This is a genomic window from Stenotrophomonas maltophilia group sp. Smal13 (genome assembly GCF_030236855.1).
In the GTDB taxonomy this organism is placed as follows: domain Bacteria; phylum Pseudomonadota; class Gammaproteobacteria; order Xanthomonadales; family Xanthomonadaceae; genus Stenotrophomonas; species Stenotrophomonas maltophilia_A.
In genome coordinates this window covers 1-25,924 of record NZ_JASJSQ010000072.1, presented here as the reverse complement: position 1 = coordinate 25,924, position 25,924 = coordinate 1, and the positions used below count along the sequence as shown (strand labels likewise).

At 60.1% G+C, this 25,924-nt stretch carries 23 protein-coding genes; 10 read left to right on the top strand and 13 right to left on the bottom strand.

All coding sequences use genetic code 11. The annotated features are described in order from the left end of the window. The first annotated feature begins 294 nt into the window (after positions 1 to 294). Both ftrA and QRO95_RS19260 read left to right on the top strand, forming a co-directional pair. On the top strand, positions 295 to 1,296 hold the full coding sequence (gene ftrA, locus QRO95_RS19265; protein ID WP_285303237.1) for a transcriptional regulator FtrA: 1,002 nt from the start codon (positions 295 to 297) through the stop codon (positions 1,294 to 1,296). Positions 1,297 to 1,392: 96 nt separating this feature from the next. Beyond that, entirely contained in the window at positions 1,393 to 2,664 is a 1,272-nt protein-coding gene (locus QRO95_RS19260) for a hypothetical protein (RefSeq protein WP_285303236.1), read from the top strand. Positions 2,665 to 2,707: 43 nt separating this feature from the next. Here the strand turns inward: QRO95_RS19260 and QRO95_RS19255 are convergent, their stop codons facing one another. Beyond that, positions 2,708 to 4,477 (bottom strand): oleate hydratase, encoded by a 1,770-nt coding sequence (locus QRO95_RS19255; RefSeq protein WP_032129307.1) that lies wholly within the window; start codon positions 4,475 to 4,477, stop codon positions 2,708 to 2,710. Positions 4,478 to 4,618: 141 nt separating this feature from the next. Next, complete coding sequence (locus QRO95_RS19250; protein WP_285303235.1) at positions 4,619 to 5,143, bottom strand: GNAT family N-acetyltransferase; 525 nt, start codon at positions 5,141 to 5,143, stop codon at positions 4,619 to 4,621. A 165-nt stretch (positions 5,144 to 5,308) separates the two neighbouring features. Here QRO95_RS19250 and QRO95_RS19245 point away from each other — a divergent pair, with 165 nt between their 5' ends. From QRO95_RS19245 to QRO95_RS19235, 3 genes are read left to right on the top strand one after another with little or no spacing between them, the layout of a single operon-like run. Continuing rightward, positions 5,309 to 5,764 (top strand): SRPBCC domain-containing protein, encoded by a 456-nt coding sequence (locus tag QRO95_RS19245; protein WP_285303234.1) that lies wholly within the window; start codon positions 5,309 to 5,311, stop codon positions 5,762 to 5,764. Between the two features lie 11 nt (positions 5,765 to 5,775). Further along, positions 5,776 to 6,090 (top strand): helix-turn-helix transcriptional regulator, encoded by a 315-nt coding sequence (locus QRO95_RS19240; RefSeq protein WP_049421295.1) that lies wholly within the window; start codon positions 5,776 to 5,778, stop codon positions 6,088 to 6,090. 2 nt (positions 6,091 to 6,092) lie between these two features. Then, entirely contained in the window at positions 6,093 to 6,551 is a 459-nt protein-coding gene (locus tag QRO95_RS19235) for an SRPBCC family protein (protein ID WP_032129304.1), read from the top strand. A 72-nt stretch (positions 6,552 to 6,623) separates the two neighbouring features. On the opposite strand, the gene QRO95_RS19230 is transcribed toward QRO95_RS19235, so the two are convergent. From QRO95_RS19230 to QRO95_RS19215, 4 genes are all read right to left on the bottom strand, one after another. Continuing rightward, a complete protein-coding gene (locus QRO95_RS19230) occupies positions 6,624 to 7,406 on the bottom strand; it encodes a 3-hydroxybutyrate dehydrogenase (RefSeq protein WP_285303232.1) in 783 nt (260 codons plus the stop codon). 1,120 nt (positions 7,407 to 8,526) lie between these two features. Continuing rightward, positions 8,527 to 9,057 (bottom strand): hypothetical protein, encoded by a 531-nt coding sequence (locus QRO95_RS19225; RefSeq protein WP_285303231.1) that lies wholly within the window; start codon positions 9,055 to 9,057, stop codon positions 8,527 to 8,529. Between the two features lie 28 nt (positions 9,058 to 9,085). Further along, positions 9,086 to 9,817 (bottom strand): hypothetical protein, encoded by a 732-nt coding sequence (locus QRO95_RS19220; protein WP_285303230.1) that lies wholly within the window; start codon positions 9,815 to 9,817, stop codon positions 9,086 to 9,088. A 98-nt stretch (positions 9,818 to 9,915) separates the two neighbouring features. Then, a complete protein-coding gene (locus QRO95_RS19215; RefSeq protein ID WP_285303229.1) occupies positions 9,916 to 10,755 on the bottom strand; it encodes a type 1 glutamine amidotransferase domain-containing protein in 840 nt (279 codons plus the stop codon). A gap of 97 nt (positions 10,756 to 10,852) precedes the next feature. Here QRO95_RS19215 and QRO95_RS19210 point away from each other — a divergent pair, with 97 nt between their 5' ends. The 4 genes from QRO95_RS19210 (at position 10,853) to QRO95_RS19195 (ending at position 14,614) form a co-directional block, all read left to right on the top strand. Then, positions 10,853 to 11,776: a LysR family transcriptional regulator gene (locus QRO95_RS19210; RefSeq protein WP_285303228.1), complete on the top strand. Its 924-nt coding sequence runs from the start codon at positions 10,853 to 10,855 to the stop codon at positions 11,774 to 11,776. Positions 11,777 to 12,325: 549 nt separating this feature from the next. Next, positions 12,326 to 12,682, top strand: coding sequence for a hypothetical protein (locus QRO95_RS19205; RefSeq protein ID WP_159360045.1), 357 nt, complete (start codon positions 12,326 to 12,328; stop codon positions 12,680 to 12,682). Between the two features lie 197 nt (positions 12,683 to 12,879). Beyond that, complete coding sequence (locus QRO95_RS19200) at positions 12,880 to 13,455, top strand: hypothetical protein (protein ID WP_285303227.1); 576 nt, start codon at positions 12,880 to 12,882, stop codon at positions 13,453 to 13,455. A 34-nt stretch (positions 13,456 to 13,489) separates the two neighbouring features. Further along, positions 13,490 to 14,614: an XRE family transcriptional regulator gene (locus QRO95_RS19195; protein WP_285303226.1), complete on the top strand. Its 1,125-nt coding sequence runs from the start codon at positions 13,490 to 13,492 to the stop codon at positions 14,612 to 14,614. A 150-nt stretch (positions 14,615 to 14,764) separates the two neighbouring features. Here QRO95_RS19195 and QRO95_RS19190 read toward each other — a convergent pair whose 3' ends face one another. From QRO95_RS19190 to QRO95_RS19160, 7 genes are all read right to left on the bottom strand, one after another. Then, positions 14,765 to 16,636: an AAA family ATPase gene (locus tag QRO95_RS19190; RefSeq protein WP_285303224.1), complete on the bottom strand. Its 1,872-nt coding sequence runs from the start codon at positions 16,634 to 16,636 to the stop codon at positions 14,765 to 14,767. Positions 16,637 to 16,645: 9 nt separating this feature from the next. Next, positions 16,646 to 18,334 (bottom strand): restriction endonuclease subunit S, encoded by a 1,689-nt coding sequence (locus QRO95_RS19185; protein ID WP_285303223.1) that lies wholly within the window; start codon positions 18,332 to 18,334, stop codon positions 16,646 to 16,648. Next, the gene (locus QRO95_RS25400) at positions 18,327 to 18,473 is read right to left on the bottom strand and encodes a hypothetical protein (RefSeq protein ID WP_285303222.1); all 147 of its coding nucleotides are present in this window, start codon (positions 18,471 to 18,473) and stop codon (positions 18,327 to 18,329) included. The genes QRO95_RS19185 and QRO95_RS25400 overlap by 8 nt, the downstream gene beginning before the upstream one ends. After that, a complete protein-coding gene (locus tag QRO95_RS19175) occupies positions 18,467 to 19,366 on the bottom strand; it encodes a YhcG family protein (protein WP_285303221.1) in 900 nt (299 codons plus the stop codon). Before QRO95_RS19175 ends, QRO95_RS25400 begins: the two co-directional genes overlap by 7 nt. Continuing rightward, entirely contained in the window at positions 19,363 to 20,841 is a 1,479-nt protein-coding gene (locus QRO95_RS19170; RefSeq protein WP_285303220.1) for a class I SAM-dependent DNA methyltransferase, read from the bottom strand. The genes QRO95_RS19175 and QRO95_RS19170 overlap by 4 nt, the downstream gene beginning before the upstream one ends. Before the next feature lie 25 nt (positions 20,842 to 20,866). Continuing rightward, on the bottom strand, positions 20,867 to 23,257 hold the full coding sequence (gene hsdR / locus QRO95_RS19165; RefSeq protein WP_285303219.1) for an EcoAI/FtnUII family type I restriction enzme subunit R: 2,391 nt from the start codon (positions 23,255 to 23,257) through the stop codon (positions 20,867 to 20,869). A 530-nt stretch (positions 23,258 to 23,787) separates the two neighbouring features. Continuing rightward, positions 23,788 to 24,633: a hypothetical protein gene (locus tag QRO95_RS19160; protein ID WP_052914393.1), complete on the bottom strand. Its 846-nt coding sequence runs from the start codon at positions 24,631 to 24,633 to the stop codon at positions 23,788 to 23,790. Positions 24,634 to 24,688: 55 nt separating this feature from the next. On the opposite strand from QRO95_RS19160, the gene QRO95_RS19155 reads away from it, so the two are divergent. Beyond that, positions 24,689 to 25,451, top strand: a protein-coding gene (locus QRO95_RS19155; RefSeq protein WP_150359743.1) for an IS5 family transposase whose coding sequence is annotated in 2 segments (ribosomal slippage) — positions 24,689 to 25,014 and positions 25,013 to 25,451 — 765 coding nt in all. Because the reading frame shifts where the segments join, the coding sequence is not laid out codon by codon here. Positions 25,452 to 25,924: the final 473 nt, after the last annotated feature.

Genomic DNA, 25,924 nt, shown 5'->3' with positions numbered 1-25,924 from the left:
GCCGGAAACACGCTTCCATTCAAGGGCCTGTTCACCCACCGCGACAGGCGGGATCGCGTCACCCAGCCGTAACATCCGGCCACCCACATGACCGCTGGTAATGACGTTAGGCAGCAGCGCCGGTGCGCTGCTCTCTGTAGAGCCAAGCCCATGCTTGGCTCAATGCCAGACGAAGCCCATTCAATTGAGCCACAAAGAGCAGCCGAGCATGGCTCGGCTCTACATGCTCCACCGGCATCACCTCATGCCCGCGCACCACTCTGCGCCACGCACCACCACCCGTAGCATCAGGCCATGCACAGCCCTTCCGCCGATCCCGCCGCACCACTCGTCGCCATCGTCGCTTGCCACGGCCAGGGGCTGTTCGAGTTCGGCTGTGCGGTCGGCCTGTTCGCACCGATACGGCCTGAACTGGGCGTGGCCTGGTACCGCACCCAGCTGTGCGCGGGCGAACCCGGCGCACTGCGCATGCTCGGCAGCACCCAGGTGCAGCTGCCCTACGATCTAAGGAGCGTCGATGACGCCGACATCATCGTCATCCCCGGTTGGCGCGAACCCAGCGAACGTCCGCCGCAGGCCCTGCTCGATGCACTGCGCCGCGCCCATGCACGCGGCGCACGCATCGCGTCGATCTGCTCCGGTGCGTTCGTGCTGGCCTGGGCCGGGCTGCTCGATGGCCGCGAGGCCACCACTCACTGGCGCCTCACCGAAGCGCTGGCACGCGACTTCCCACGCATCGACGTGCGCGAGGATGTGCTGTACGTGGACACCGGCAGCATCATCACCTCGGCCGGCTCGGCCACCGGCATGGACATGATGCTGCACATGGTGCGCAAGGATTACGGCGCGCGCGTGGCTAATCTGGTGGCCGAGCGATTGGTGTTGGCACCTTGGCGTGATGCCGGGCGCAGCCAGCGCGTCAGCCGGGCCATCCCCAACGGCGAGCCCACGCGGTTGGCGAAGCTGATGGAGTGGATGCGCCGTAACCTGCGCGAGCCACATTCGCTAGGCAGCCTCGCCGAGCAGGCCGCACTCAGCCAGCGCACCCTGCAACGGCAGTTCCTGGAAGCCACCGGCCTGTCGCCCATCGATTGGCTGATCCGCGAGCGTGTGGCCTTCGCGCGTGAGCTGCTGGAAACCACCGACCGGCCACTGCAGTGGATTGCCGAGCAGGCCGGCTTTGGTTCGCAGGAGTCGTTCCGTCGGCACTTCCGTGGCCAGGTCGATGCCAGCCCCACCGAGTACCGCAGCCAGCATCGCAACGGCATCAGTGCGGACCGTCTGGTCGGCTGCTGAGCCCCGGGTAGTGCCGGCCCCTGGCCGGCAGGCAAGGCCCCCCGCCCTCTTCTTCGACGACTTTCCACGCCATCACCACCACTGCACTATAGGGGCATGCCCCGCACTGCCGACGGACCGGTGATGACCGACAGCCCCTACAGGACCTATCGCTTTGGAATCGGCGTATCGCTGGTGTTGGCGGCGCTGATCGCCACGCTCTCGTTGGTTGCCGTGGCTACCCCCAACCTGGGTTGGGGCGTCGTGGCGCTGGCCACCATCGCGATATGGGCCGGCGTCCCGCTGCTGCTGGTGCTTCTGCTGGCCTGGCTGCGCTACATGGCGCGTCAGCGCGGGCACGTGCCGGGCCGCATACACGTGCTGATGTTCGTGCCGACCGCCGCCGCCATGCTCATCATCCCACTGTGGCACGCCCTGCAAGGCAGTGTGGACAGCCTGGCCGGCGGCTCACGCGCGTCCATCGCCGAGCTGCACGTCAACCTCAGCGGGCAACGCCTTTGGCTGGACACCTCGCCGTATGCATCCACCGGTTCTGGCGCTGGCCCGGACCTGCCCATGCAGGGCGAAACGCCCCAGCGCTTCCTGGCCTTCCACCGCTACCCCACCCCGCAGTCCGATGCAGACAGGGCCTTCCCGTATGAACAAGCGCGCCTGAAGCGCTCCGTCGACCACTACCGTTACGCCACACCGTCTGGAGATCGCGCCGTCACCGATGTGCCGCTGGTCCGTCGGACCTACCCTGACCTTGCGCCATTCAACGCGGCCTGGCGACGCGCGGGTACACCCGAGCTCGTGCATATCTACTACCACTACAGCGATCACGTAGAGGTCGCGCCCGCGCTCGCACGCTTCAGTGGCTTCACCACCGATGATCTGGAGCGCAGCCGCTTCGAAGGCCTGACGCTGTTCAAGATCCACAACTACGGCAGTGCGCCCATCCTGCGGATGGAAATCAATGGCCTCACACTGGACATCGGCGACGGGGCCATCGCGAACATCCCGGAAGCGCCCCGGGATTGCACGGCCTACGGCTACCCGGTCAGCCCCGCGCTATTGCCGCTCAACCTGCCCCTGCAGGTGCGCTGGCAGACTGCAGACGCGCCGACGCGGTGGCACAGCGCGCGCGTGCAGGTGCCCGCGTTCCGGCAGCCGCAGCCACTGCACGGGCAGTCCACATTGCAGCGCGTCCTGCTGTACATGCTGCCCGATGACGCGCTGGCCGCCGAACGCTACGCTGAAGTGTTTGACGGCGATTCGCGGCGCGGCATCAAGGCCACTGGCCTGCCAGCCAGCGCTGCCACCTACGCGGTGTGTGGCAGCGCCAGGGCAACCTATGGCGAAGGAGCGGGAACCGTGCTGGCCGACTGATCCGCGGCCTTGCCGGCGCGCTCCCCTCCACACTGACGCGCGCTCAGTCCTCCTGTACCAGCTTGAACTCGCGCAGCAGGCCACCGATCTGGGTCTTGTCCAGCTTGTTCATCAGCAGGTTGCGCAGGAACGCAGGCCCGGGAATATCCAGCTCCTTGCCATCGCGCAGGCGACCGGTGGCGGCCAGCAGCGAGCGCACGTCATAGGTGGAATTGAACACCTCGGGCACACCGCGCTCGATCCCAAGCAGTGTGTACACCGCTTCCATCGGTGTGCGCACCGAATACTCGGTGGTGAAGATACAGTCGCGCTGCTTCGATTCGGCGAACTGTCCGATGAAGGCGAAGTTCACCGCACCCTCCGGCACCACGTCCGGCCGATCACCGGCCTGGCGCGGCATGAAGAACGCGGTGATGTACGGCATCATCACCGGCACCGTCTTCGCGCCGGTCGCGGCCAATTCGTCGATCTCCTCCACCGGCACGCCCAGGTGGTACAGCCACTCGCGGGTGACCTCTTCGCCGGTGCAGTCCTGCATTGGCTTCTTCACGTAGTCTCCGGGCGTATCCACGAACAGCGAATACACCCAGACCACGATCTGGTCCTTGGGCTGGTTCTTGAAATGCGGCTGGCGGTTCACGGTCCAGCTCATCAACCAGCGCGAATCGCGCACACTGACGATGCCGCCGGTCACCACCTTGCCACTGAACGGGTCGCGCTTGGCGATCTTCTGGATGTAGGCCGGAATGCGTGCATCCAGCGTGGTCACCGTCGCCGATTCCCACTTGGTCTGCGGAATGTGCGCGCCGAACACATCCGGGCGGCCAAAGGCCTCATCCTTCGCGGCGATGCGGCGCCACAGATCCCAGGCCGGCGCCGCGCCTTCATTCAAACGCGCAGCCGTGTGGTGGTCGCCGTTGTCCGAGTTCTCGGTCAACGAACCGATCGTCATGAAAACAAGGTCATCTGCGCTCAGATCCACGCCACCCGCCACGCCCTCGCGCGTCCAGTGGATGCGCGTGGCCTGCTTGCGGCCGGCTGCCAGATCAAAGTCAACATCGGTCACCTCGGTCCCGTACTGGAACACCACGCCCTGGTCCTGCAGCCACTTCACCAGCGGCAGCACCAGCGATTCGTACTGGTTGTACTTGGTGAACTTCAATGCCGAGAAATCCGGCAGGCCGCCGATATGATGGATGAAGCGATGCAGGTACAGCTTCATCTCCAGCGCCGAATGCCATTCCTCGAAGGCGAACATGGTGCGCCAGTACAGCCAGAAGTTGCTGTCCAGGAAATCGCGACCCAGCACCTCGTCGATGCGCTTGTTCTCCATCTCCTGCCGGGTGGCCAGGAACAGCGCGATGATGTCCTTCTGCGCCTGCTCGGTCAGGGTGAACAGGCCGTCGGTGTGCGCATCTTCGCCGCGATTGATCGTGGCACGCTGCAGCGAATAGTTCGGGTCGTCCTTGTTCAACCAGTAGAACTCGTCCAGCACGCTGGCATCTTCAATCTCCAGCGACGGAATCGAGCGGAACAGATCCCACAGGCACTCGAAGTGGTCTTCCATCTCGCGGCCGCCGCGGATCACGAAACCCTTCTCCGGCACCTTCAGGCCATCCAGCGCGCCGCCCGGAATCTGCTGCTGCTCGAGAATGGTGATGCGCTCACCGGCCATGCGGCCGTCGCGCACCAGGAACGCGGCGCCGGCCAGCGAGGCCAGGCCCGAACCGACGAACCAAGCCCGCTTGCCATCGACACCGGCGGGCTTGCGCGGGCGCGCGAAGGCTTCGTAGTTGCCACTGCTGTAGTACATGCGTTGCTCCTTCCTGGAGGGGGTCATCAGGAACCCGCAGTGGAATGACACAGCCATTCCATGCAGGTCATGCCCCTACTCTAGCGCCGAACCGATGTACCGTTTCCTGCACACAGGCTGCGACCCAGTGACGCAGCCACGTCAGAGCTGTCGCCCCAGCAGCATGCCCGGCCAGCCATCCACAGTGAACGGCGCGATGCGCGTGTAGCCGCAGGACTCATAGAAGCGCACCAGATCACCGTTGCCACCGCCGTAGCAGTCCACACGCAGATGGTCGAGCCCGGCAGCGCGCGCCTGCTCATCGGCAAAGGCCATCAGGCGCCGGCCGATGCCACGCACGCGCGCATCACGCGATGCCACCAGTACCCGTACATACAGTTCCGGGCCGGTGGGCGCAGGCACATAGGGCATCGACTCGCCCAGCGCCAGGAACGCGCGCACGTCACCCTGCTCGTTCTGCGCCACCCATGCACCCGGCAGCGCGCACGCATCGGTCACCTGGGTGATCCGGCGCGGCATCGTGGACCATGGCTCACTGCCCCATTGCTGCAGGTTGCCGATCGACACGAACCATTCGATGACTTCGTCGAAGAGCATCAGCACCGCAGGGGCATCGTCTACGTTGGCGCGGCGGATGTTCAAGATTTCCTTTCCTGCTTCAGTCATGCCTGCACTCCTTGACGTCCCGTAGATCCAGTAGTGCCAGGCCATGCCTGGCAGGTGCCCAGTGTATTGATCCAGCCCCCCGTCCACCGGATTTGACATGCAGGTATTTACCTGCCTATAGTCCACCCAAGGACGGCGCCTGTCCGCCCACGCGGGGAACCTGCAATGGTCGATATCGCACACAGGGTCGGCATCAAGGCCCATGCAAGCCAAGTGTACGAGGCCTTGGCAACCCCCGAAGGCGTCGCCGCCTGGTGGGCCGAAGACACCCATGGTGACCGCGTGGCCGGCGGCTCGGTCAAGGTGCGCTTCACGAACAACGGCCAGGAAATCGGCGCCATGGAAATGAAACTTGAGCAGCTTGTTCCAGGCGAGCTCGTGCTTTGGCGGTTCCTCGCCGGCCCCGCCGAATGGATCGGCACCCACGCACGCTTCCTGCTGAAGCAGGAGGGCGACTACTGCATCGTCCTGTTCACCCACGAGGGCTGGAAAGAGCGCGTCGAGTTCACCTCCCACTGCAGCACCAAGTGGGCGGTGTTCCTGCTCAGCCTCAAAGCGCTGGTGGAATCCGGCAAGGGCCAGCCCAACCCACACGACATCAGGATCGACAACTGGAACTGAAGACGCCCCGCATGAATGCAGACAAGGTGTTCAAGGCACTGGCCGACCCCACGCGCAGGACGCTGCTGGATCTGCTCTGCGAAGACAACGGGCAGACGCTCGGCCAGTTGTGCGAGCACCTGGACATGGCCCGGCAATCGGTCACCCAGCACCTGGGCCTGCTGGAAGACGCCAACCTGATCAGCACCGTGCGCCGCGGCCGCGAGAAGCTGCACTTCATCAACCCGGTGCCCCTGCACGAAGTCTACGAGCGCTGGGTACGCAAGTTCGAGCAGCAGCGCCTGGGCCTGCTGCATGACCTGAAACGAGAACTGGAAGGAGAATGACGATGTCCGCAGAGTCCACCCGCTTCATCCACGTGATCTACATCGCCTCCACGCCGCAGAAGGTGTTCGAGGCCATCACCCGCCCCGAGATCGCCAGCCGCTACTGGGGCCACGAGAACGTCTCGGACTGGAAACCCGGCTCGCGCTGGCAGCATGTGCGCGCCAACGAAACGCGCTCGGTCGAGCTGGTCGGCGAAGTGGTGGAAAGCACCCCACCCTCGCGGCTGGTCATCACCTGGGCCGCCGCCTCGCAGGCGGAGAACCCGGACGCCTACAGCCGCGTCACCTTCGACATCGTGCCCTACCAGGACATGGTGCGGCTGACCGTCACCCACGACGAACTGGAACCGGGCAGCGGCATGGATACCGGCATCCGCCAGGGCTGGCCGATCGTGCTGTCGAGCCTGAAGTCGTTGTTGGAGACCGGCAAGGGATTGGATGTGTTTGCCAAGCCGCAGTAAACGGCTGCGCCGGGACGACGCCGCAGGCGCCTTGGCCGCTGCGGCGTCGGCAACGCGGCCGATGCCGGTCCGCTAGCGGGCCGTCCAACCCCCATCCACCGGCAACGCCGTGCCGGTGATCTGCGCCGTCGCGTCCGAAGCCAGGAACACCACCACCTCGCCCAGCTGCTCGGGCGTCACGAACTGCAACGACGGCTGTTTTTCAGCCAGCAGCGCACGCGCAGCGGTCTCCTGATCCGTGCCCTCGCGCTCGGCCAACGCGGTGATCTGCTGCTCGACCAGCGCCGTTCGCACCCAGCCCGGGCAGATGGCATTGGCGGTGATGCCGGTGCCCGCATTCTCCAGCGCGGTCACCTTGGTGAACCCGACCACGCCATGCTTGGCCGCCACATAGGCCGACTTGTTCACCGAGCCCACCAACCCGTGCACGGATGCGATGTTGATGATGCGGCCGGCGCCCTGCTGCTTCATGTGGGGCAAGGCCGCCGCCGTGGCATGAAACACCGCCGAGAGATTCAGCGCCAGGATCGCATCCCACTTCTCGACCGGAAACTCCTCGATCGACGCGGTGTGCTGGATGCCGGCATTGTTCACCAGGATGTCGATGCGGCCCATCGTCGCGACGGCGCGATCGATCAGTCCGCGCACCGCCTCGCCACGGGACAGGTCGGCACCGTCATGCGCCACGCGAACACCGAACTCGGTTTCCAGGTTGGTACGGATGCGTTCAATCTCCGCTGCATCGCCGAAGCCATTCAGCACGATGTCCGCGCCTTGTCGCGCCAGCGCCGTGGCGATACCAAGTCCGATACCGCTGGTGGAGCCGGTAACCACCGCAACCTTTCCAGAGAACATGGGCGAGCTTCCATCGGGCGTAGGTGGTCAGTGTAGCTTCACCGGCGCCCCCTTTAAGCGACGCTACCTTGGTCAATCAACGGTTAGAACGCGTTCGGTACCCGCCGAGGGAAGTATCCAGCGTTCATTCAAAACGGACGGTACACCTCAGAGGGGGCGCAGCCGTGGCTTGCTGGCGATACTGTCCGACTCCCACAAGGGCAATGCATCCATGCTTTGCCCGGCGGATCGAACACGTCCGAAAATAGCTTCTGCGGCCGTTCTACTCCCCCCACCTCCAACCGGGCGGAGCGCCTTTCATCCAGCAGATAAGGACAAGGACCAACACTACGGCCCACGTGTAGAGCTGAAACGCGATGGGCTCGCGAAATGGAGAGAACAGAAACGGACCTGCCAGCAGCAGGCCGAATGCGACTGCGTACACAAGCCAGCCCTGCCACGCGCACGGCATCCCCCAACCCCATCCGTACTTTTTCCTGGTAAACCAGTACTTCCTGCTGATCATTGCAATCTTCCTCGATGGCCGCCGGTCTCACGTACCTGATCCAAGCATGCTTTGAGCTGTTCGTGAAGACGTCGGTCCAGAATCAAGTCAGTATCCCCTCTGGCTGTGACGAGAACAGAGCTACGGTCCGTGCGCAGCACGAAGACGTTGCGACCGCTGTGCATGCGGAACTTGCCAAGCTCAACGCCACCGGTGCTCGTTCCAAGTTGCCGGTGAGGCAGCGTGATCCTTGAAGCATCTATGCGGAGAGGAAGCGCGTAGGCGTGAATCAGGGATACGTCCAGCGTCGATCGGCACATCATCAGGAACTACTCCGCAGAGATTGACCGCATGCCTTAAACGTAAATCGTCTCGACAATTGCCTCAAATGCGTCTTCGTCACAGGTGATAAGGCCCACGCTTCGCATCGCGCGCAGAAACGAGCGGGCCTCGTTCTATGTTGCGGGCTTTGCGTGTTCATCGCAGATCATACTTGCACTGCCACGCATGAGAATGCTTCAGTATCAGATAGCGCGCAACAAACGCCCATTTCTCATCGATCACATTGGCCGAACAGGAGCTGCGCGCTGTGATGCCATTGCAGTGACACTGTTCATACCGAACTTCAAACACGCTCTAGAAGATGACGCTTGCCCGCTCAACGGTCGCCAGTGGGTTGGCCTTCCGCACCGCCTCAAGGAACAGCAGGAAATCCCGATTGAACAGCGTCAGTCTGTTGGTGAACGTCACGCACTTTCTGCCCGATGCTTTGCTGAAGCACACCTGCCAGACATAGCGCCCGTAGATCCTGTCAGACGTTCGTGTGACTGAGGTGATCTGCGAAAGAGGAACCGCCGTAGGCACCGGCCCACGCCGCAGGTAAAAGGACGCCGCATCAAAGAAGTAGTGCTCCCGATCCTCTTTGCCATCCACCATCACCAAGGTCATGGATGTACCGGAGATCCGGCGAGGGGGATCCAAACGCAGCCCCGATTTCACGGACGAGCGAGCAGTTGCCGACATTCGCCGAAGGGTGAACCAGAGGATCACCAACGGAAGTGCCGCGAGGACAATGAAGCCTACGGTCTTCAAAACAGTTTCCAGCGTGCTGGGCACACAGATCTCCAGGATGAACTTTCGGGCGATGCCCAAGTAGATCCACGCCACGCGTGGATGGCTCTCCCTCAAGGCCCCATCACTTCCAATGATCCGGCCCCAGGAACGGCAGGCTCAACACAAACACCGGAACCGCCACAGGAATCAACGCCGCGCCCAGCACCTTGCCGGCCGCCGTCCCCACACCCGGCTTGTCCTCCCTCTCCGGCAGGATCCGCTGCGCCCGCGCATTGATCGGCTGTGCCAGCTTCCCCTTCTCCGCCAACGCAGCAGCGTCCGGCAACTTCACCCGCTCGCCGTCGCCCTCGAACAGCGCGCTGTAATAGCTGCCACCCTTCTTTGAAAGATTGCAGGCCCGATCAAACGCCAGCGCGTAGCGGCTCCGATCCTGCGGCAGGTAGTAGCGCGCACGCTCATCCACATACTTCGCCTCGCGCGGAAGCACCTCAATCCGCTCCAGCTTGAACTGCGCGGCCTGTTCCGGCGTCACCTGCTCCGGCCGCAGCAGCAGCGCATAGCTGCCGTGCACCTTGACCTTGTTGGCCGGGTCGCGCCAATCCTCATGGAAGTACATCTGCGCGCAGGCCACCGCCTCGCGTAGCGGGCTGTCCATCAGCGAGCGGTACTCGCGGAACGGCGCGGCATTGAAGCGCATCGGCTCGTCATAGCGCGGCAGCAGGTACAGCTGGCCATCGTCGGCCACGAACGCACCCGCGATCTCGCGGCTTGAAGTGTGCTCCTCCGGGCCACTGGCACAGCCAGACAGCAGGCCAAGGCACAGGGCGGAGAGAATGAAAAAAGACGTTCGCATGTCGTGTTCGAGGGCTTCCCTGGGAAAACGGCCCCGCCCGGAAGGACGAGGTCAGCCCACCATGGTGCCACGGCACCGTATGCGATGCAGAGCCCGCCTTACTTCAACCGCTCCACCAACCGCTGCCCCACCTCCAGCGCCGAAGCCGGGTTCTGCCCGGTAATCAGCTCACGGTCCACCACCACATGCCCGGTCCACGGCGCGGCATTGCTGCTGAACCGCGCACCCGCCCGCTGCAGCGCGGTCTGCGGGTAGAACTTCATCTCACCGCCGCCCAGCAGCGGCTTGGCCTGCTCCTCTTCCTGGTTGCTGATCACCGTCATCTGGTAGCCGCTGTAGATCCACTTCGGCGTGGCCGGCGTCGCGCCCGCTTCCAGCTTTGCCACGAAACCCGCAGCATCCGGCAACGTGGACAGCAGCGCGATCGGCCCGTGGCAGACCAGCGCGGTGGTCTTGTTGCGCTGGTGGAAGTCGGCCAGCAGCCGGCCCAGCGCCGGGCTCTTCAGCAGGTCCTGCATCGGCGCGTGGCCACCGGGAATGTAGACCGCATCGAATCGCGCGTAGCCCTGCTGCTCGATGCGCGCCAGGCTGACCACCGGCGAGGCCGTCGGGGAGGTCAGCGCCAGCTTCTCCAGCAATTCCTTGTGCAGTTTCAGCTGCGCGGCATCGTTGCCGAAGTACGCCGGCGTCACCGAGGACGCGTCCACCGTCGGCGCCCGCCCCTGCGGCGTGGCGAAGGTCACCTCGTGGCCCGCGTCCAGCAGCAGCTTGACCGGCTGCATCAGCTCGTTGAGATAGAAGCCGGTGGACAGCACCTTGCCGTCCTTCAGGTCCAGGTGGTTTTCGTCGGACAGCACCACCAGCACGTTGGCGGCATGCGCGCCGCTGGCGGCCAGGGTCAGGGCCAGCGCTGCGGCCAGCCGGGTCATCAGGTTCATGGGATAGCTCCTATCGGGGAATGGCGGCCACTTTATTCATCGCCCCAGCGGCGATAAATTGGCCCCATCGCAAAACATCTGTTCTCCGGAGAGCCAAATGAGCCGAAAGTTCGACTACCTGGGCGATGTGGAGGTGTTCCTGGCGGTGGTCGAGCACGGCTCGTTCACCGCGGGCGCGGTGGCGCTGTCCACCACGCCCTCGGTGCTGAGCCGCGCGGTCACCCGCCTGGAAGCGCGGCTGGGCCGGCAGCTGCTGCAGCGGACCACCCGCCGCGTGGGCCTGACCGACGCCGGGCGGCTCTATCGGGAACAGGTGCGCACCGCCTTCGGCTTGTTGGACGATGCCGAGCGCGACGTACTGGCCCAGGACGGTGCGCTGGCCGGCCGCGTGCGCCTGAGCGTGCCCACCACCTATGGCCACTACCGGCTGCCGCCCGTGCTGGCGCGCTTTGCGCAGCAGTACCCGCAGGTACAGGTGGAACTGAACATCACCAACCGCAACGTGGACCTGGTGGCCGAAGGCTTCGACCTGGCCATCCGCCTGGGCCAGCTGCCGGACAGCGGGCTGGTGGGGCGGAAGCTGGAAGACGCGCCGCTGCTGCTGGTGGCCGCGCCGGACTACCTGCAACGCCGCGGCACGCCGCAGACGCTGGACGACCTGCAGCAGCACCTGTGCCTGCCCTTCGTGATGCCGCGCACCGGGCGGCTGGCGCCGTGGATCTTCCGCGACGGCGGGCACGACATGGACTGGCTGCCGCGATCGTCCATCGAGACCTCCGACGATGTGCTGGGCGTGGTGTCGCTGGCCGAACAGGGCATCGGCATCTGCCAGAGTTATGCGTTCATCGTGCGCGAGCGGATGCTGCGTGGGCAGCTGGTGGAAGTGCTGCCGCAGCTGCGCGGGAGATCGCGGCCGTTCTCGGTGATCTATGCGCCGCATCGGCGCCAGTCGGCAGCGGCGCGGGCGATGATTGAGTTGCTGGTGGGGAATGCGAGCGCGGCTGAGGATCGCGTTGGTTGAAGCCGCGAGACGCACTGCCGATGTCGGGTTTGAACCGCTTTTCGGAGTGTGTGGCTGATCACGCGCCGTTGCTTGGCGAGGCGGACTAAGAACTGTTGCAAAGAAGGCCATCGCGCTAATTGCGTGTGGCATGGGCGATTGCGCCACTTTGTTTCGCTATCAGCAGCGCAGCTGCGCGATGCGTCTGCCGGCGTCGCGTGCTGCACGAAGGGCGCGTGCAACAATAGTTCTTCGCTCTCGGATTCCGCGATTCCTTCGCGAATTTCTATTGGCATTCGAAGCGGCGGCGTTAACACCATGGCGCGCCACCGAAAACGGGTGGCTCGGGTCTGCAAACCCGAAGAAAGCGATGTCTGTAGTTTGCGCTTGCCCGTCGGCACCGTCCTTAACCGGTGCCGGCGGGCAATCCGTCGGCCTTTCTGGCGGGCGGTGCGTGGGGGCTTTCGGGCCCACCGGTTTATGACATCGCTTCTTCCGGTTTGCAGCCACGCATCGTCCGCCACCCTCTTCGCGGTGGCGCTGTTAAGCACAGCCACGGAAGCCGACGCCATGAACGAATCCGACACCTTCTCCTCGTACACCGTTGTTGAACCCATCAACGACGACACTCCCCTGCCCGACCTGAACTCCCTGCTCGGCATCCTCAAGCGCATGCGTGGATGCGAGGGAGCAGATGGACACCCTTGGCCGGAAACCGACGTATCGCCCGGCCGACGTGTGAGCCTGGCGAGGAGTGAGCGCGCGATGGTCGGGGCGCTGACGGTACTGGAACTGCTGCACGCGGCCGATCGCTGCCGGGTTGCAGCGGAGCCGGAGCGGCATTTGGATGAGGGAGTTGTTGATGGGTTGTTTCTGGCGTGCCGGGGGTTGGTTGAGTGGGCTTGTCATGAAGTTAGGCCGGAGTAACGAACTCAGAGCCCACCAGCAACTTCGCAGTACTCCAAGCCTCATCCCTCTGCCTCACGTAATTGCCACCCAAACACTCGCCGTCCAAGCCCTCCCCCTCTCTTGGAATTGCCTTCGACCGTCTCTTCCGGCCGCGGCACTTTGACAGAGGAGACAAAGCACACCGCGCACTGCCCCACCCTCAATGCCGACACCGCATGCTTGAAGTCCTCGCGAAGGCCGCAGAAGCTATCAGCACTGAGCTGGACTGCGCCTGGACCTGTGCCGTTCTCTCTTGGGGCTGGATCAAGAACGCGCTACTTCTCTTGGCCGGCTCTCGCTCCCACGACTGGCTAACCATTCGCCATACCGGCAACGATCTGATCGTGGGTGTTGGCTCTGTGCCTGTGCGCTTCTTCATCATCGCAGATCACAGCAAGCCGTCGAAACGAAGAATCTTGAGTCCGACCGAAGCGGAAGCAATCCAGTTCTCCGAGATGAGCCAGACTTCATCCGCCGGCGAAGGCTTCTGCGTATTCGGGATGCCCACGCTGTGGCGCTTCATCGTGGAACGCGCCAAGTCCGAAGATGATGAGAGCAAGGTCTTTTTCGTGGGCTATGACGGCTATGGGAACATCCTAGCCAAATGGCAGTTCCCCGAATCGGTTCGTGCTTTCCATTCCACCGATGCCGATATCCCTCGTGCTGCCGAGCTGGCTCCCATTGACTTGGATGCCATCTACGACTCGATGGAAGACCAGTTGGACGCCGAGCACGCCTCAGCCAACTATTAACTGATCCCAGAAGTACCTGCTCGAACGAACTTGAATGAACGCCCTGTTTCCTAATCGCCATCAACCCGTGTTCAATGGCGCTCAGTTGCGCACTGCCCGCCACTTCTGGGGAATGACGTTGCAGGAGATCGCAGACGCGATCTCCACCACCCGGCAGTTCATCTCTCAGTTGGAAACTGGAAAGGCCAAGCCAGGCCGATCCGATGCCATCGTCCAAGCCTTAGCCAACGTCGTTGAAGTGCATCCAGATTTCTTGTTTCGCAGCGAGCGCGAGCAAGTCCACGAGGAGCAAGCCCACTTTCGCAAGCCAGCCGCAACCAAAGCAAGTACGCGCCAAATGGTGCTGGCCAGAGGAAGCATTTTTGGCCAAGTCGTTGACTTTATTGCCAAGCGAGTTCGGCTTCCAGAGGTGAACATCCCCGACCATTCGAACTGCACGAGCGCCGAGCAGATTGAGCGTGCGGCCGAACTCACGCGTGTGCACTGGGGGCTCGGACTCGGTCCGATTTCTCACATGGTTCGGGTGGTCGAGCGCGCGGGCATCGTTGTTGCGTTCTTCAACGAAGCTTCTGCGCAGGTGGATGCTCTTTCGATTGCCTCGAAGCGGCCGATCATCGTTCGAAACGATGCGAAGAAGAGCCACTTCAGGCAAAGATTTGACATTGCCCATGAGCTAGGCCATTTGGTGCTTAATGAGGGGCAAGTGACCGGCGACCGAAAGACTGAAACGGAGGCAAATCGCTTTGCGTCTGCATTCCTCCTGCCCAGATCCACTTTTGCGAAAGCCTTCCCCAGGGAGGGAACACGCCTGGACTGGGCTGGCATCCGGCAGCTTAAGCTGGCCTTTGGCGCGAGCAAGGCTGCGATCGTCTATCGGGCCCGTTCCTTGGATCTTATCGAAGAAAATCAGTACCGCAGTGCGATCATCACCTTGAAAAACCGGGGGGAAGCGATTGAAGAGGCGGAGGATGGCTTGATCGCGAATGAGATCAGTGAACTCACCCCCAAGTCGCTGTACGTATTAAGAAATGCCCACGGGACTAGCTTCGCGGATCTGGCCAAGGCTCTTTTGATCTCTCCCGATTTCCTCAAACAAATCGTGACTCGCCCCAACGAAGAACTGGGGCCAAGAAGCCTCGACTTTAGGGTCGTTCATTGACCTCCCTCTACCGCCTTCCAAACTAAATCAGCAAACGACGGGATTGCGCAGGCGAATCAAGAATCCGTCCAACTGATCATTGAACGCCCCGTTAGGTCCAATCCCTTCGTCACGGACCGGCACCCATTTAATGAGACAACAACCTATTACTTACGCCCGGCATTTCCCCGCAATGAACTCAAAAAGCGGCCTAAGCGGCTCAAAAGAAACTCTGGGCAGCAGCGGCACGACCGCCTTTGCAAAAGTTGTTTTATCCCTATCTGACTTGAATGCCTCCTTGCTACCTCCAGGACACGGCTCTTGCTGGTAATAATCTGCAGCAGCATCATATCCGTAGAAAAGATGCTCGATCTCGCAACATGATTCGCCACCGAAGGTTTCACCTATTGCCGCATTTTTAATGACTTGCCTCTGAATATCTGCGTGAGGCGGAACCGGAAGCATAAACGCGTAGGACTCACCATTTTTCCACTTCTTGATCAGGCCTTGTACTGGGTCAGCCATCAACACATCACCATCTAAGCCATTCCATTGGTTATAGGCCTTGTCGAAGTCAAATAGGGCAAATATTGGAAGGCCACCCATTTCGCCGTGAATACGATTATCGGTTAGAAGCTGGTTGATATATGTGCAGCTGAACGCATAGAAGGGAATGAAGGGCATCTCCTCATCGTATAGCTTGTACCAAGCCTCCTTGAGGATGATCGGATCAGTACTACCCTCAGTAAATAGCACAGGCTTTCGCTCTATCTGAATTGCATTGATAATACTTAGCAACTGCTCCTGCTCGGAATATTTTATTAAATCCGCGCTCAGCCTCTTGATTGCAATTGCTTTCGGCAAGTCATAGCAGTTCGCCTGATTGTCCTTGATGTCAAAAAATTTAATCTTCTTCTTGCCATGAGGAATAAGCGTTACAGCACTGTGACTACTCATCAAGACATGGCTGGATTTCACTGCCGGACCTGTGATGTCGAAAACTTGCCGCAGAAAATCAAACTGCCATTCCGGGTGGAGAAAAGCATCCGGCTCATCCAGCAAGATCAGGCAATTACGGTCTTTGAACAACTCAACGATCGAGTAGATGTAGATAGACTGAAACTGACCATCGCTGAAATGAGTAATAGCCGCATTCAATCCATTGCTCAGGGTGAGCGGGATCGATATATCCGCCAGCATACCCAGCGTCTTTAAATTATCGAACTGGCGAAATATTTCCGACATCGACTCATCGGCAAAGCTCTGCTGAAACAGCTCAATGTTGACGGGTATCTGATAGCTGTCTTTATCTGCATCAAATACGTCGCTGTGATTAAACTCACCCTTGACACAGGCGACCAGTTTCTCCAGAAAGTCGCGCGTGATGCCGTCCGAACCCCAATAGTGGGTACGAGGATCAAAGTTCTCGATACTGTCCGCACCAAGGGCCTTGAGTGCACCAGCGGCAAATGATGGCCGCTGCAACACCAGTTTCAAGTCAGTGCCGGTACTCTCTATTCCCAGCTTCTGAGCAACAAAATGCCGTGCCGTGTTGCTCGCTGGTTGCGTCAGCAAAACACATAGCAAAAGTGCCCTGTACTCCTGTCCAACGCCGATAAATCGGCGGCTTTCGTCAAGATTTGCACCCTTAATTCGCTTACGGAAGCCACCCTCGTACCGCTGCACCAGATCGGCGACGGTGTTGTTGTGACCGGAATAATACATCAGCACATTGTCTGGCAATGGCGTCTTACCAATAGTAGCCCGCTCTTTGCCGTTGATGCTGAGCTTACCTTCCCTCCAAGCGATTTCAGTTTCCTTGCTGTCGATTTCATATTTGATGGTGTAGTCGAAACCAATGTCGCTATTCCCTCTGTCGAACTCGTACATGTGGCGGAAAATATCAACCATAGCCTCGAAAAGATTTGACTTGCCACTGCCGTTCTTGCCAACGAAGACATCAATAAAGCTCTTGCTGTCGAAGTTTAGGGAAAAATCCAGGAGGTTCTTGTATTGGCTTATAGTGAGCGATGTCAGACGCATAGCATTTCCCTACAACTGCGCCATCACTGCGCCAAGCAGTTGGGCTTGCTTGGTAGTGGCGGAATCAATCTGCTGATCGAGCGCATCGCATAGATCCATTAACTGGTCTATGCGGGAGACGATGCGACACTGTTCAGATACAGAGGCAAAAGGAACGGGAATTCCTGACCATTTTTTTTTATTTATGATAGGTGTCGCTGAGCCACCCGCGCGACTATTCACTGCACTCTGGAAATAAGCGGAGGCCATTATATAGAAGAGATACTTCCCCGATGCGTGATTATATGGCGTCAATGTGTTGATTTGCTGATTGCAAGAAATATTTTGTTCAGCAATGGCGTGCTTTCCAATACTACCACCGATGCAGACCATCAAGACAGAACCTTTATCAATCAAGCGCCCCCTCAGCAGACCACGCTCCGATAAACCGTTTCCAGAGCAATCAATGCCATTATTTTTGATATCTCCGGGCCCGATAAATGGAATGTAGTCTCCATAGTTCTCACGATCATTGCTCGGCGGCGTAGTTCCAGTTTGGGTAATTCCCAACTCTCCCAACCGTACCCACTCCCACCCCTGCGGCAATGCATAAGGCTTCTCTTCCTCCGTTACCGGCGGTAATGGCGCCATCTTTCTGATCTTTCCCTCCTCCACCAATCGCCGTCTCTCAGCTTCGATTTCTTGCAGCAGCTCACTGGCAGGCGGGTCGACCGGACTTTGCGGGACAAGTTTGCCCATCACCGCCAGTTGCAGAATGGCCTTGCGGAGCTCTGCGACGTTTTCCTTGACGGTGTAGAGCTCACCGAAGTGTTCGGCGAGGAAGGCATGGGCGCGCTGGTGCTGCCCAGGTTCAGCGATGTTCAGCAGTTGCTTGATGGCAGCGGCATGAACGGCGAGGCACGCTCCCTGCTGTGCAGTACGCAGCTTTTCAAGTTCATCGCAACGCGCCATCAGTTCGTCTATTTTGGCGACGATACGGTGTTGCTCCAAGCTCGGAGGCAGGGGGAAGGCAATCGAGGCAAGTGCCTTGCTCGACATATTCGATATACCAACCCCTTTTCTATAATTACTTATTTCTCCGCTAGCATTAATCTTCTCGAAGAATCGAAAAGCAAAATACTGATTAACCCCCCTGTATAGCCGAGCACGATGCACGTGGTTCTGGAAACAGATTTCCTCGGGCAACTCCCAGACAGCGGCGCGCCCCGCCTCACCACCTTCACAGATGAGCAAGTCGCCTTTTCGTGCCGAGCATTTATCTAACTCATCTTCACGAATTAGCATTTCGCGGACGTTATTGAGCTGAAATTCCCCCCAATAAACATTCGATGTAGTGATGTATCTCCTCGGAACCCCAGTATTTCTGCCACCATCAAGAGTTTTGCCAGAGTTATGCTGGGCAATTTCTCCAAACCGCACCCACCTCCATGCCTTCGGTAGTGCGTAAGGTCTCTCCTGCTCCGTCACGGGGGAGAGTGGCTTAGATTTTTTCTTCTTACCCTCCTTCACCAGCCGCTGCTTTTCAGCCTCAATTTCTTTTAGCAATTCACCGACAGGTTGCTCGCTCGGATCTCGCGGAACTAACTTGCCCTGCATGGCCAGCGTCAGAATCAGCTCACGCAGTTTCTTTAAGCCATCAGGTGCAGAAAAGGCAGTTTCGAAGTGATTTTCCAGCAGTCCGACGGTGTGCTTATTCATGCTCGCCCCCCAGTTCGCGCTCGATCTGCCCGATGCTGGGCAGGCTGGTTTGCAGTTCTTCAGGCAGAGATTCGATCAATTGGTATTCCGCCACGCCGATAGGCTGGATCTTCTCGCGCAGTGCGTATTTGGCTACCACGGTGTTCTTCCTTTGCACAGCAACGGGCCGATAGTGGGGTTGTCCTGTTCGGCCTTGATCTGCATATCAACGGCGGTGAGGTAGAAGCTCAACTGACCCAAGTATTCTGGTTTGGACCTCTCGGCTTTAAGCTCGATGGCCACGTAGCAACGCAGTTTGAGGTGGTAGAACAGCAGGTCGATGTAGAAGTCGTCACCGCCGACTTCCAGATGAACTTGGCAGCCGACGAAGGCAAAGCCCGCAACCATTTCCAGCAGAAACCGGGTGATGCGCTTGACCAGCGTTGACTCGATTTCCCGTTCGTTAGCCTCCTGGCCGACATCCAAGAGGTCGAACAAATAGGGATCCTTGAGGGCATCCCGAGCCAGATAGGTTCCCGGCGCGAGGAGATGGTCGGCGAAGTTGGTGATCGCCAGGCCTTCCCGCTCCAGCGGGCGAGATTCGATATGGATTTCCAATGTGGTGCGTGACCGGCCGTGCTCCACGGCACGCTGAGCATAGGCCAAGCGTTGCTCTGGCTGCGTCAGCCTGGCCAGCAACACCAGGGGCAGGCCCCGGGGCAGTTGTCCAACAGTCTGTTGGACAATTGCCGCGTCCCGCCTGGCATCGGCGAAGGAACGCATGTACATCAGCTTGGCGCGGGAATAGCCCTTCATCTCGGCAAAGGTTGCCCTCAGGTCTTGTGCCAGACGCTCGATGATCTTGGGTCCCCAGCCTTGCTCGGCCTGCCGCAACAAGGAGTCAAGGCCGATCTGCCGGTAGAGCGGTACCAGCTCGCGGTTAACGGCCAGCGCGGCCCGATGTTGGGCTTCATGGACGCGGTTCTTCAGCTCAACCAACCAGTTGGCGTAACTTTCCGGAGCTGGAACAAGGAAGACGAGCCAGTCGCTCACCCTGCCTCCCCGCTGGTCGCCTTAAGGGCGGCCAGCAGTTCGGTTTTCAGCGCCTGCTGGGCGGCGTGCAACTGGCGAGTGATGTCCTGATATTCGGCCATCAACGCGTCGGGGACACCAACGTCGACAGCCACCTCGTGCGGGTTCTTGCAGTCCAGGTTGTAGCTGCGAGCGGCAAGATCCTTGGCCGAGACCTTCCAGGCATGCTCGGTGGTCTTGCGTCCCTTGCGTTGTGGGCCGCCCCACCAGGCTTTTTCGCGGTCGAATTCCTCAATTGTCAACGGCTTGGAACGGGAATAGCTCTTATAGCCTTCCGGGTAGGGATGTTCAAAGAACCATACGTCCCTTGTGGGACCGCCCTTCTCGAAGAACAAGATGTTGGTGGCGATGCTGGTATAGGGGGCAAACACGCCTTTGGGCAGGCGCACGATGGTGTGCAGGTTGAACTCTTCCAGCAGCTCGCGCTTGAGCGTGGTTTTCACCCCCTCGCCGAACAGGAAGCCATCCGGCAGCACCACGGCGGCACGGCCCGTGTCGTGCCTGAGCAGGTGCATGATCAACGCCATGAACAGATCGGCGGTCTCGCGGGTTTGATGCTTGGCGAGGAAATTCTTCTCGATGCCATCCTCTTCCATGCCACCGAAGGGTGGGTTGGTAATGATGATGTCCACCCGGTCGCGCGGGCCATAGTCCTTGAAGGGGCGAGAGAGCGTGTTGTCGTGGCGGATCCGGGTAGGCACGTCGATGCCGTGCAGCATCATGTTGGTCATGGCCAGCATGTGCGGCAGGGGTTTCTTCTCGACGCCATGGATGTTCTCTTGCAGCAGCCGGTTGTCATCCGGCGTCTTGACCTGCTTCTTGAGGTGTTCGATGGCGCAGGTCAGGAAGCCGCCCGTGCCGCAGGCCGGGTCGAGGATGCTTTCGCCGAGTTTCGGGTCGAGGATATCGACCATGAACTGCGTGACCGCACGCGGGGTGTAGTACTCGCCCGCGTTGCCAGCCGACTGCAGGTCGGCGAGGATTTTCTCGTAGATGTCGTTGAACAAGTGCCGGTCGCTGGACGAGTTGAAATCCACGTCTTCTTCGATGGTGTTGATCACCTGGCGCAGCAGCGTGCCGGACTTCATGTAGTTGTAGGCATCCTCGAACACCGAGCCGATCACCCGGCCTTGCGCGGACACGCCCGCCTTGGTGGCAAGCTGTTTCAAGGACGGGAAGAGATCGTTGTTGACGAAGTCGATCAGCTCTTCACCGGTCATACCTTCCGGATCCTTGGCCCAGTTGCTCCAGCGAAAGCGGCTTTGTAGCGGTGAGCGGTAGCTGGACTGGGTGAGTTCCCACTCCTGTTCCTTGTCGTCAAAGATCTTCAGGAACAATAACCAGCAGATCTGGCTGATGCGCTGGGCGTCGCCATCGACGCCGACATCCTTGCGCATGATGTCCTGGATAGCTTTGATGAGAGTTGCAAGTGACATGAATACTTCCTGGGTCTAGTTCTGATCAGGCGCGGTAGAGCTCACGCTCGAGCTCGCCAACGGCCTGCTGGTATTGGGTCTTGCCGCCAAAGGCACGCACCAGTTCGATCGGTGTGCCCAGGCGGTTGAAGGGGGCGATGGCGAGGATCTGCGTTTCCTCGATGGCGGCCACGCCTTCGTCGGCATACTTGTCGAGCAGGGCTTCGAGTACCTTCTGCGCTTGCTCGCCGTACTTGGCGAAGTAATGGCGCTTCTTGACCTGCTCAGCCCGCTCCTTGCGCGTGAGAGGGGGTTGATCCCAGGCCACGTGGCATAGCAGATCGAAAGGGTCGAAATCCTTGCCTGATTGCTTGTCTACCTCGTCGGCCAAAGCCTCGAAGAAGATGCCCTGATGAGCCAGCTCATCGATGATGGCCTGCTTCTTCTCGGCCTTGCTCCAATGGCGCAGGAAATCGTCGAGCGACGCGAACTCCTTGGCCAGGGTATTGCGGGTGTAATCCTTCAGGGACTCGGTGATCAGTTTGCCGTTGGCGTCGAAATACTGCACCCGCTCGGCCACCACCTTGACCTCGACGTTGGCGACAACGTAACGGCGCACGTTGCTGCCTTCCTCACCTGGCAGCGGTTCGGCTACGCCACCGGGGTACGTGGGGTTGTCATCCGGCGTGGGATAGGTGAATTCATCGTCAGGCGACGCCTCCCCATCTTCTTCATCTGGAGGAAGTGGTGACTCGCCTGGGCCTGGCTCATAAATCTGCACGGGATCGCCATCGAAAGCCGGATCGGCGAACAGCTCGGTCGCCTTCTTGAAATCAAGGATGGTGAACCAGTACTTGTCGAAGTCCTCGTTGATACGCGTTCCGCGACCGATGATCTGCTTGAATTCGGTCATCGACTGGATGCGCTGATCCAGCACGATGAGCTTGCAGGTCTGAGCATCGACGCCCGTGGTCATCAGCTTAGAAGTGGTCGCGATGACGGGGTATTTGCTTTCCGGGAAGATGAAGTTGTCCAACTCCATCTTGCCTTCTTCGTTGTCGCCGGTGATGCGCACGACATAGCGGTGGTTCTGCGCCACAAGGTCGGCGTTTTCGTTGACCAGCGCCTGGCGCATGCGTTCGGCATGGTCGATGTTGTCGCAGAAGACGATGGTCTTGTCGAAGCGGTTGCTGGCTTTCAGGTATTCGCTGATCTTGCGCGCCACCACGTGCGTGCGCTGTTCCAGCACAAGCGTCTTGTCAAAATCACGCTGGTTATAGATTCGGTCTTCGATCTCGTTGCCGTGCTTGTCGAGCATGCCCTTGTCGGGACGCCAGCCGGTCAGGTCTTTGTCCAGGTCGATGCGCACCACCTTGTAGGGCGCGAGAAAGCCATCGTCGATGCCCTGGCGTAGCGAGTAGGTATAGATGGGCTCACCGAAGTAGTCGATGTTGGATACGTCCTTGGTTTCCTTGGGCGTAGCGGTCAGGCCAATCTGTGTGGCGGAATGGAAATACGTCAGGATCTCGCGCCAGGCCGAATCTTCGGCGGCGCTGCCTCGGTGGCATTCGTCGATCACGATCAGATCGAAGAATTCCGGGCTGAACTGCTTGTAGATGTTCCGTTCTTCTTCGTTACCGGTAACGGCCTGGTAAAGCGACAGGTAGATCTCATACGACTTGTTGGCCTGCCGCTTCTGGATCTTGGTCATCGCTGCGCCGAACGGCTTGAAGTCGTTGGTCATGGTCTGATCGACCAGGATGTTGCGGTCAGCCAGGAACAGGATGCGTTTCTTGGCACGCGACTTCCACAACCGCCAGATGATCTGGAAGGCGGTATAGGTCTTGCCTGTGCCCGTGGCCATCACCAGCAGAATGCGCTTCTGCTCTTTGGCAATCGCCTCGATGGTCTTGTTGATGGCGAGCAATTGGTAGTAACGGGGCGTCTTGTTGCTACCGTCGCTGTAGTAGTCCTGGGCTACCAGGGCCTGTTGCTGTGTGCTCAGCCCTTGATGCTCTGCCCACCATTGCCACAGCGTATCGGCACTGGGGAACTCATCCAGGCTCAGTTCGCGCTCGATCACACCGTCCTTGGCGATCTTGTTGTGGAACAGGAAGCCATCTCCATTGCTGCTGAATACGAAAGGCACTTGCAGCATTTCGGCATAGCCGAGGGCCTGTTGCATACCCGAGCCGATGGCATGCTTGTTGTCCTTGGCTTCGATGACGGCAATGGGCAGGTTGGGCTTGTGGAACAGCACGTAGTCGGCGCGCTTGTGCTGACCACGTGTGTGCAGTTTGCCGCGCACGATAATGCGCCCCTTGGTCAGCAGAAACTCTTCGCGTACCTGGGTCAGGACGTCCCATCCAGCCCCTTCTAGCGCTGGCGTGATGAACTTGGTGCAGATGTCACGTTCGCTGAGCGCCTGCTTATTCATAGGATGTTGCTCCTTCCATGTCGGCATTGCCCGTTGCTTCTACCCATCGCCCGCCGCCCAGCAATCAATCCCGCATCCTATTCCATGCGCCTGCCAAGCTTTACCTCAACTGCGCAATACCCTGCCCCCTTCCCGCCCGGGTGGAAACTTAAGGAATTCAGCCTCAGGCTGGCTAAGTCGTTCGGAGCCCGACACCCGCCCAATGCTATGAATTCTGCGGACACGAAGATATCACTGCTGCAAAGAGAAAAGGCGCCGCAGCGCCTTTTCTCTAACTGCATCACACCCGCAATTTCACTCCCACTCGATCATCAACAAGCCACGCAAGTCCGCGTGGTTAAAGGGTTTGGCTTTGATCGACATAGGCCCATACCGCCGCTTTTACCGTCAGGGAAACACGCCCTTTCCTGGCGCGGGTTTGCGCGGCATCGGCTCATCATCAATCAGCTTTAATCATACCGAACAAGGGGCCGAACTTCATCCTCTCGCCTCGCGCTGTGATTCCGCATACGAGAGCTTCTTTCGACCCATCATGCGATGCGATGCCGAACCCAAGTGGCTGCCTCTTCAACGGAAGACATGACCCGGCACGGGAAATCGCGTTCGATGCTCAAGTGCCGCTGCGTCAGAAGCGTGTGCATAGGCCCGTCCGTCAAAAGGACATCGCAGTAGCCTAACGCAGCGCCGGCATGATGAAAGTCGAATATGTCGTTGGCATTCAGCTTCTGCGTGCGATTCCAGCGTAGCGCCGCATGCAACAGAGCACCAACTTGCAGCGTGCGCAGAGCACGCCGACCGACTGGCTTCCGGACTGCTGCCCGTAGCAAGCCGAGACACTGCCTCGTGATTCCTTCCCGCTCATCTGCTGAAGGTTGGATGCCGAGGCCGAGCGACTTCACGGCCATGTCGTGCAGCACCTCGGCGGCGATCGGAGCTGCGAGTTCCAAGACACCATTAATCTCGTCGCGATAGACCTGCGCGAAGCTCTTCATCGACGGAGCGTGCGCCGCGTTGTCACGATTCAGCCGATCGGCAATGTCGACGAATGGCGAGGCGGGCGGCCAAGCGTCCCCGATGGTCTCAACCATCGTCGATAAAGAAACCTCCCAGAGGTGGTCGAAGAACGCCTTCTGAATGACGAGTCGCTCATCCTCTGGGAAGGCTGTGGCCACTGGATGCTGGACACCCAGGATGTACGGGACCTTGGTCCAGACCAAGTGTTCCAATGGATGAACGCTGTGCCCAACATTCGCATGGAGGAAATGCGCCACTTCCGTTGCCACGCGCGTCGGTTCGGGACTAAGCGTGATGCCGCAGCTCAGCTCGTCAATCAGTTCGGCCGTTGCACCCCGGGTTACTGGGTCCGACTGCTTCATTAGGGCGTGTTAACACTAATGGCGACGGCGACGATTGCGCCAGAAAATCTCCGACATGGAGATCACGCCCGAACAATTCGCTACCATTGAACACTGCCTGCCCAGGCAGCGTGGCAACGTCAGCCTGAGCAATCTGCAGGTGGTCAATGCGATCCTCTATGTGGCCGAACATGGTTGCAAGTGGCGCGGACTGCCCAAACGCTTCGGCAACTGGCACACGATTTACACGCGCATGAATCGCTGGACCAAAGCTGGCGTCCTGGATCGCATGTTCGAGGAGTTGCAGCGTGCGCAAGTCGTGCGTATCAGGATCGAAGCCGTCTCGCTGGACTCCACAAGCATCAAGGTCCATCCCGACGGCACAGGGGCACTAAAAAAAAGGTCCGCAGTCCATCGGAAAGTCCCGAGGCGGATGGAACACCAAGATTCATATGGTTGCCGCGGATGCTCGAACGGCCGTGACGTTTTGCCTCTCGCCTGGGCAGGCGCACGACGCACCCGAAGGCCGGCGCCTGCTCAGCAGTCTTGGGCCGACCAGCAGACCGGTGCATTTGTTGATGGACCGTGCCTACGAAGGCAACGAGACACGGCAGCTGGCACTGGATCTGGGTTTCATTCCGGTGGTGCCACCAATGAAGACGCGGATCGAACCGTGGGACTACGACCGCGAGATGTACAAGCGCCGCAATGAGGTGGAGCGGTTGTTCCGTCGACTCAAAGGCTATCGCCGTATCTTCTCGCGGTTCGAGAAACTCGACCTCATGTTCCTGGGCTTCATCAGCTTCGTGCTCGTCGCTGATGGACTGAGGATGTGTTAACAGGCCCTAGTAAACGGCAGCGGATTTATCGAGCTTTGTTGGTTTTGCCCACCAGAGGTGGGTATAGGAAGTTCAACCGCCCTTTTTGGCGAGTCTGGCGGGTAGGAAGCGGCCGCGCAAGCGCCGCTTTGGGCACAGATCGGGCACAGATCGGGGGTTCATGCGTGGGTTTTCGACATCGCGGGGCCACGCAGCGGCTCAGTGCGTAGCCATTTCTCACCGAATCCCGGCACAGGGCCGAGCGCAGCCCTGCGGGGTCGTGGCCGCATCGGATCCGACTCTGGCTTGGCTGCCGGCTGTGTGGCCGGCACCTCGTCACGCGGCCGGCGGCGGCGCGCGCGCTGCGGGCCGGTAGTGCGCTTGCTCCAGCGCGCCGTGTTTCTCGAAGTGGGCGAGGATGGCGCGAATGGCCTTGGGGTCTTCGATGCTGGCGACGATCCGCACCGCGCCGCCGCAGTGGGCGCAGGTGGTGA

Excerpts from the sequence above, each read along its gene's own strand:
- ftrA (WP_285303237.1), top strand. The coding sequence starts at position 295 with ATGCACAGCCCTTCCGCCGATCCCGCCGCACCACTCGTCGCCATCGTC.
- QRO95_RS19260 (WP_285303236.1), top strand. The coding sequence starts at position 1,393 with ATGCCCCGCACTGCCGACGGACCGGTGATGACCGACAGCCCCTACAGG.
- QRO95_RS19255 (WP_032129307.1), bottom strand. The coding sequence starts at position 4,477 with ATGTACTACAGCAGTGGCAACTACGAAGCCTTCGCGCGCCCGCGCAAG.
- QRO95_RS19250 (WP_285303235.1), bottom strand. The coding sequence starts at position 5,143 with ATGACTGAAGCAGGAAAGGAAATCTTGAACATCCGCCGCGCCAACGTA.
- QRO95_RS19245 (WP_285303234.1), top strand. The coding sequence starts at position 5,309 with ATGGTCGATATCGCACACAGGGTCGGCATCAAGGCCCATGCAAGCCAA.
- QRO95_RS19240 (WP_049421295.1), top strand. The coding sequence starts at position 5,776 with ATGAATGCAGACAAGGTGTTCAAGGCACTGGCCGACCCCACGCGCAGG.
- QRO95_RS19235 (WP_032129304.1), top strand. The coding sequence starts at position 6,093 with ATGTCCGCAGAGTCCACCCGCTTCATCCACGTGATCTACATCGCCTCC.
- QRO95_RS19230 (WP_285303232.1), bottom strand. The coding sequence starts at position 7,406 with ATGTTCTCTGGAAAGGTTGCGGTGGTTACCGGCTCCACCAGCGGTATC.
- QRO95_RS19220 (WP_285303230.1), bottom strand. The coding sequence starts at position 9,817 with ATGCGAACGTCTTTTTTCATTCTCTCCGCCCTGTGCCTTGGCCTGCTG.
- QRO95_RS19215 (WP_285303229.1), bottom strand. The coding sequence starts at position 10,755 with ATGAACCTGATGACCCGGCTGGCCGCAGCGCTGGCCCTGACCCTGGCC.
- QRO95_RS19210 (WP_285303228.1), top strand. The coding sequence starts at position 10,853 with ATGAGCCGAAAGTTCGACTACCTGGGCGATGTGGAGGTGTTCCTGGCG.
- QRO95_RS19205 (WP_159360045.1), top strand. The coding sequence starts at position 12,326 with ATGAACGAATCCGACACCTTCTCCTCGTACACCGTTGTTGAACCCATC.
- QRO95_RS19200 (WP_285303227.1), top strand. The coding sequence starts at position 12,880 with ATGCTTGAAGTCCTCGCGAAGGCCGCAGAAGCTATCAGCACTGAGCTG.
- QRO95_RS19195 (WP_285303226.1), top strand. The coding sequence starts at position 13,490 with ATGAACGCCCTGTTTCCTAATCGCCATCAACCCGTGTTCAATGGCGCT.
- QRO95_RS19190 (WP_285303224.1), bottom strand. The coding sequence starts at position 16,636 with ATGCGTCTGACATCGCTCACTATAAGCCAATACAAGAACCTCCTGGAT.
- QRO95_RS19185 (WP_285303223.1), bottom strand. The coding sequence starts at position 18,334 with ATGAATAAGCACACCGTCGGACTGCTGGAAAATCACTTCGAAACTGCC.
- QRO95_RS19170 (WP_285303220.1), bottom strand. The coding sequence starts at position 20,841 with ATGTCACTTGCAACTCTCATCAAAGCTATCCAGGACATCATGCGCAAG.
- hsdR (WP_285303219.1), bottom strand. The coding sequence starts at position 23,257 with ATGAATAAGCAGGCGCTCAGCGAACGTGACATCTGCACCAAGTTCATC.
- QRO95_RS19160 (WP_052914393.1), bottom strand. The coding sequence starts at position 24,633 with ATGAAGCAGTCGGACCCAGTAACCCGGGGTGCAACGGCCGAACTGATT.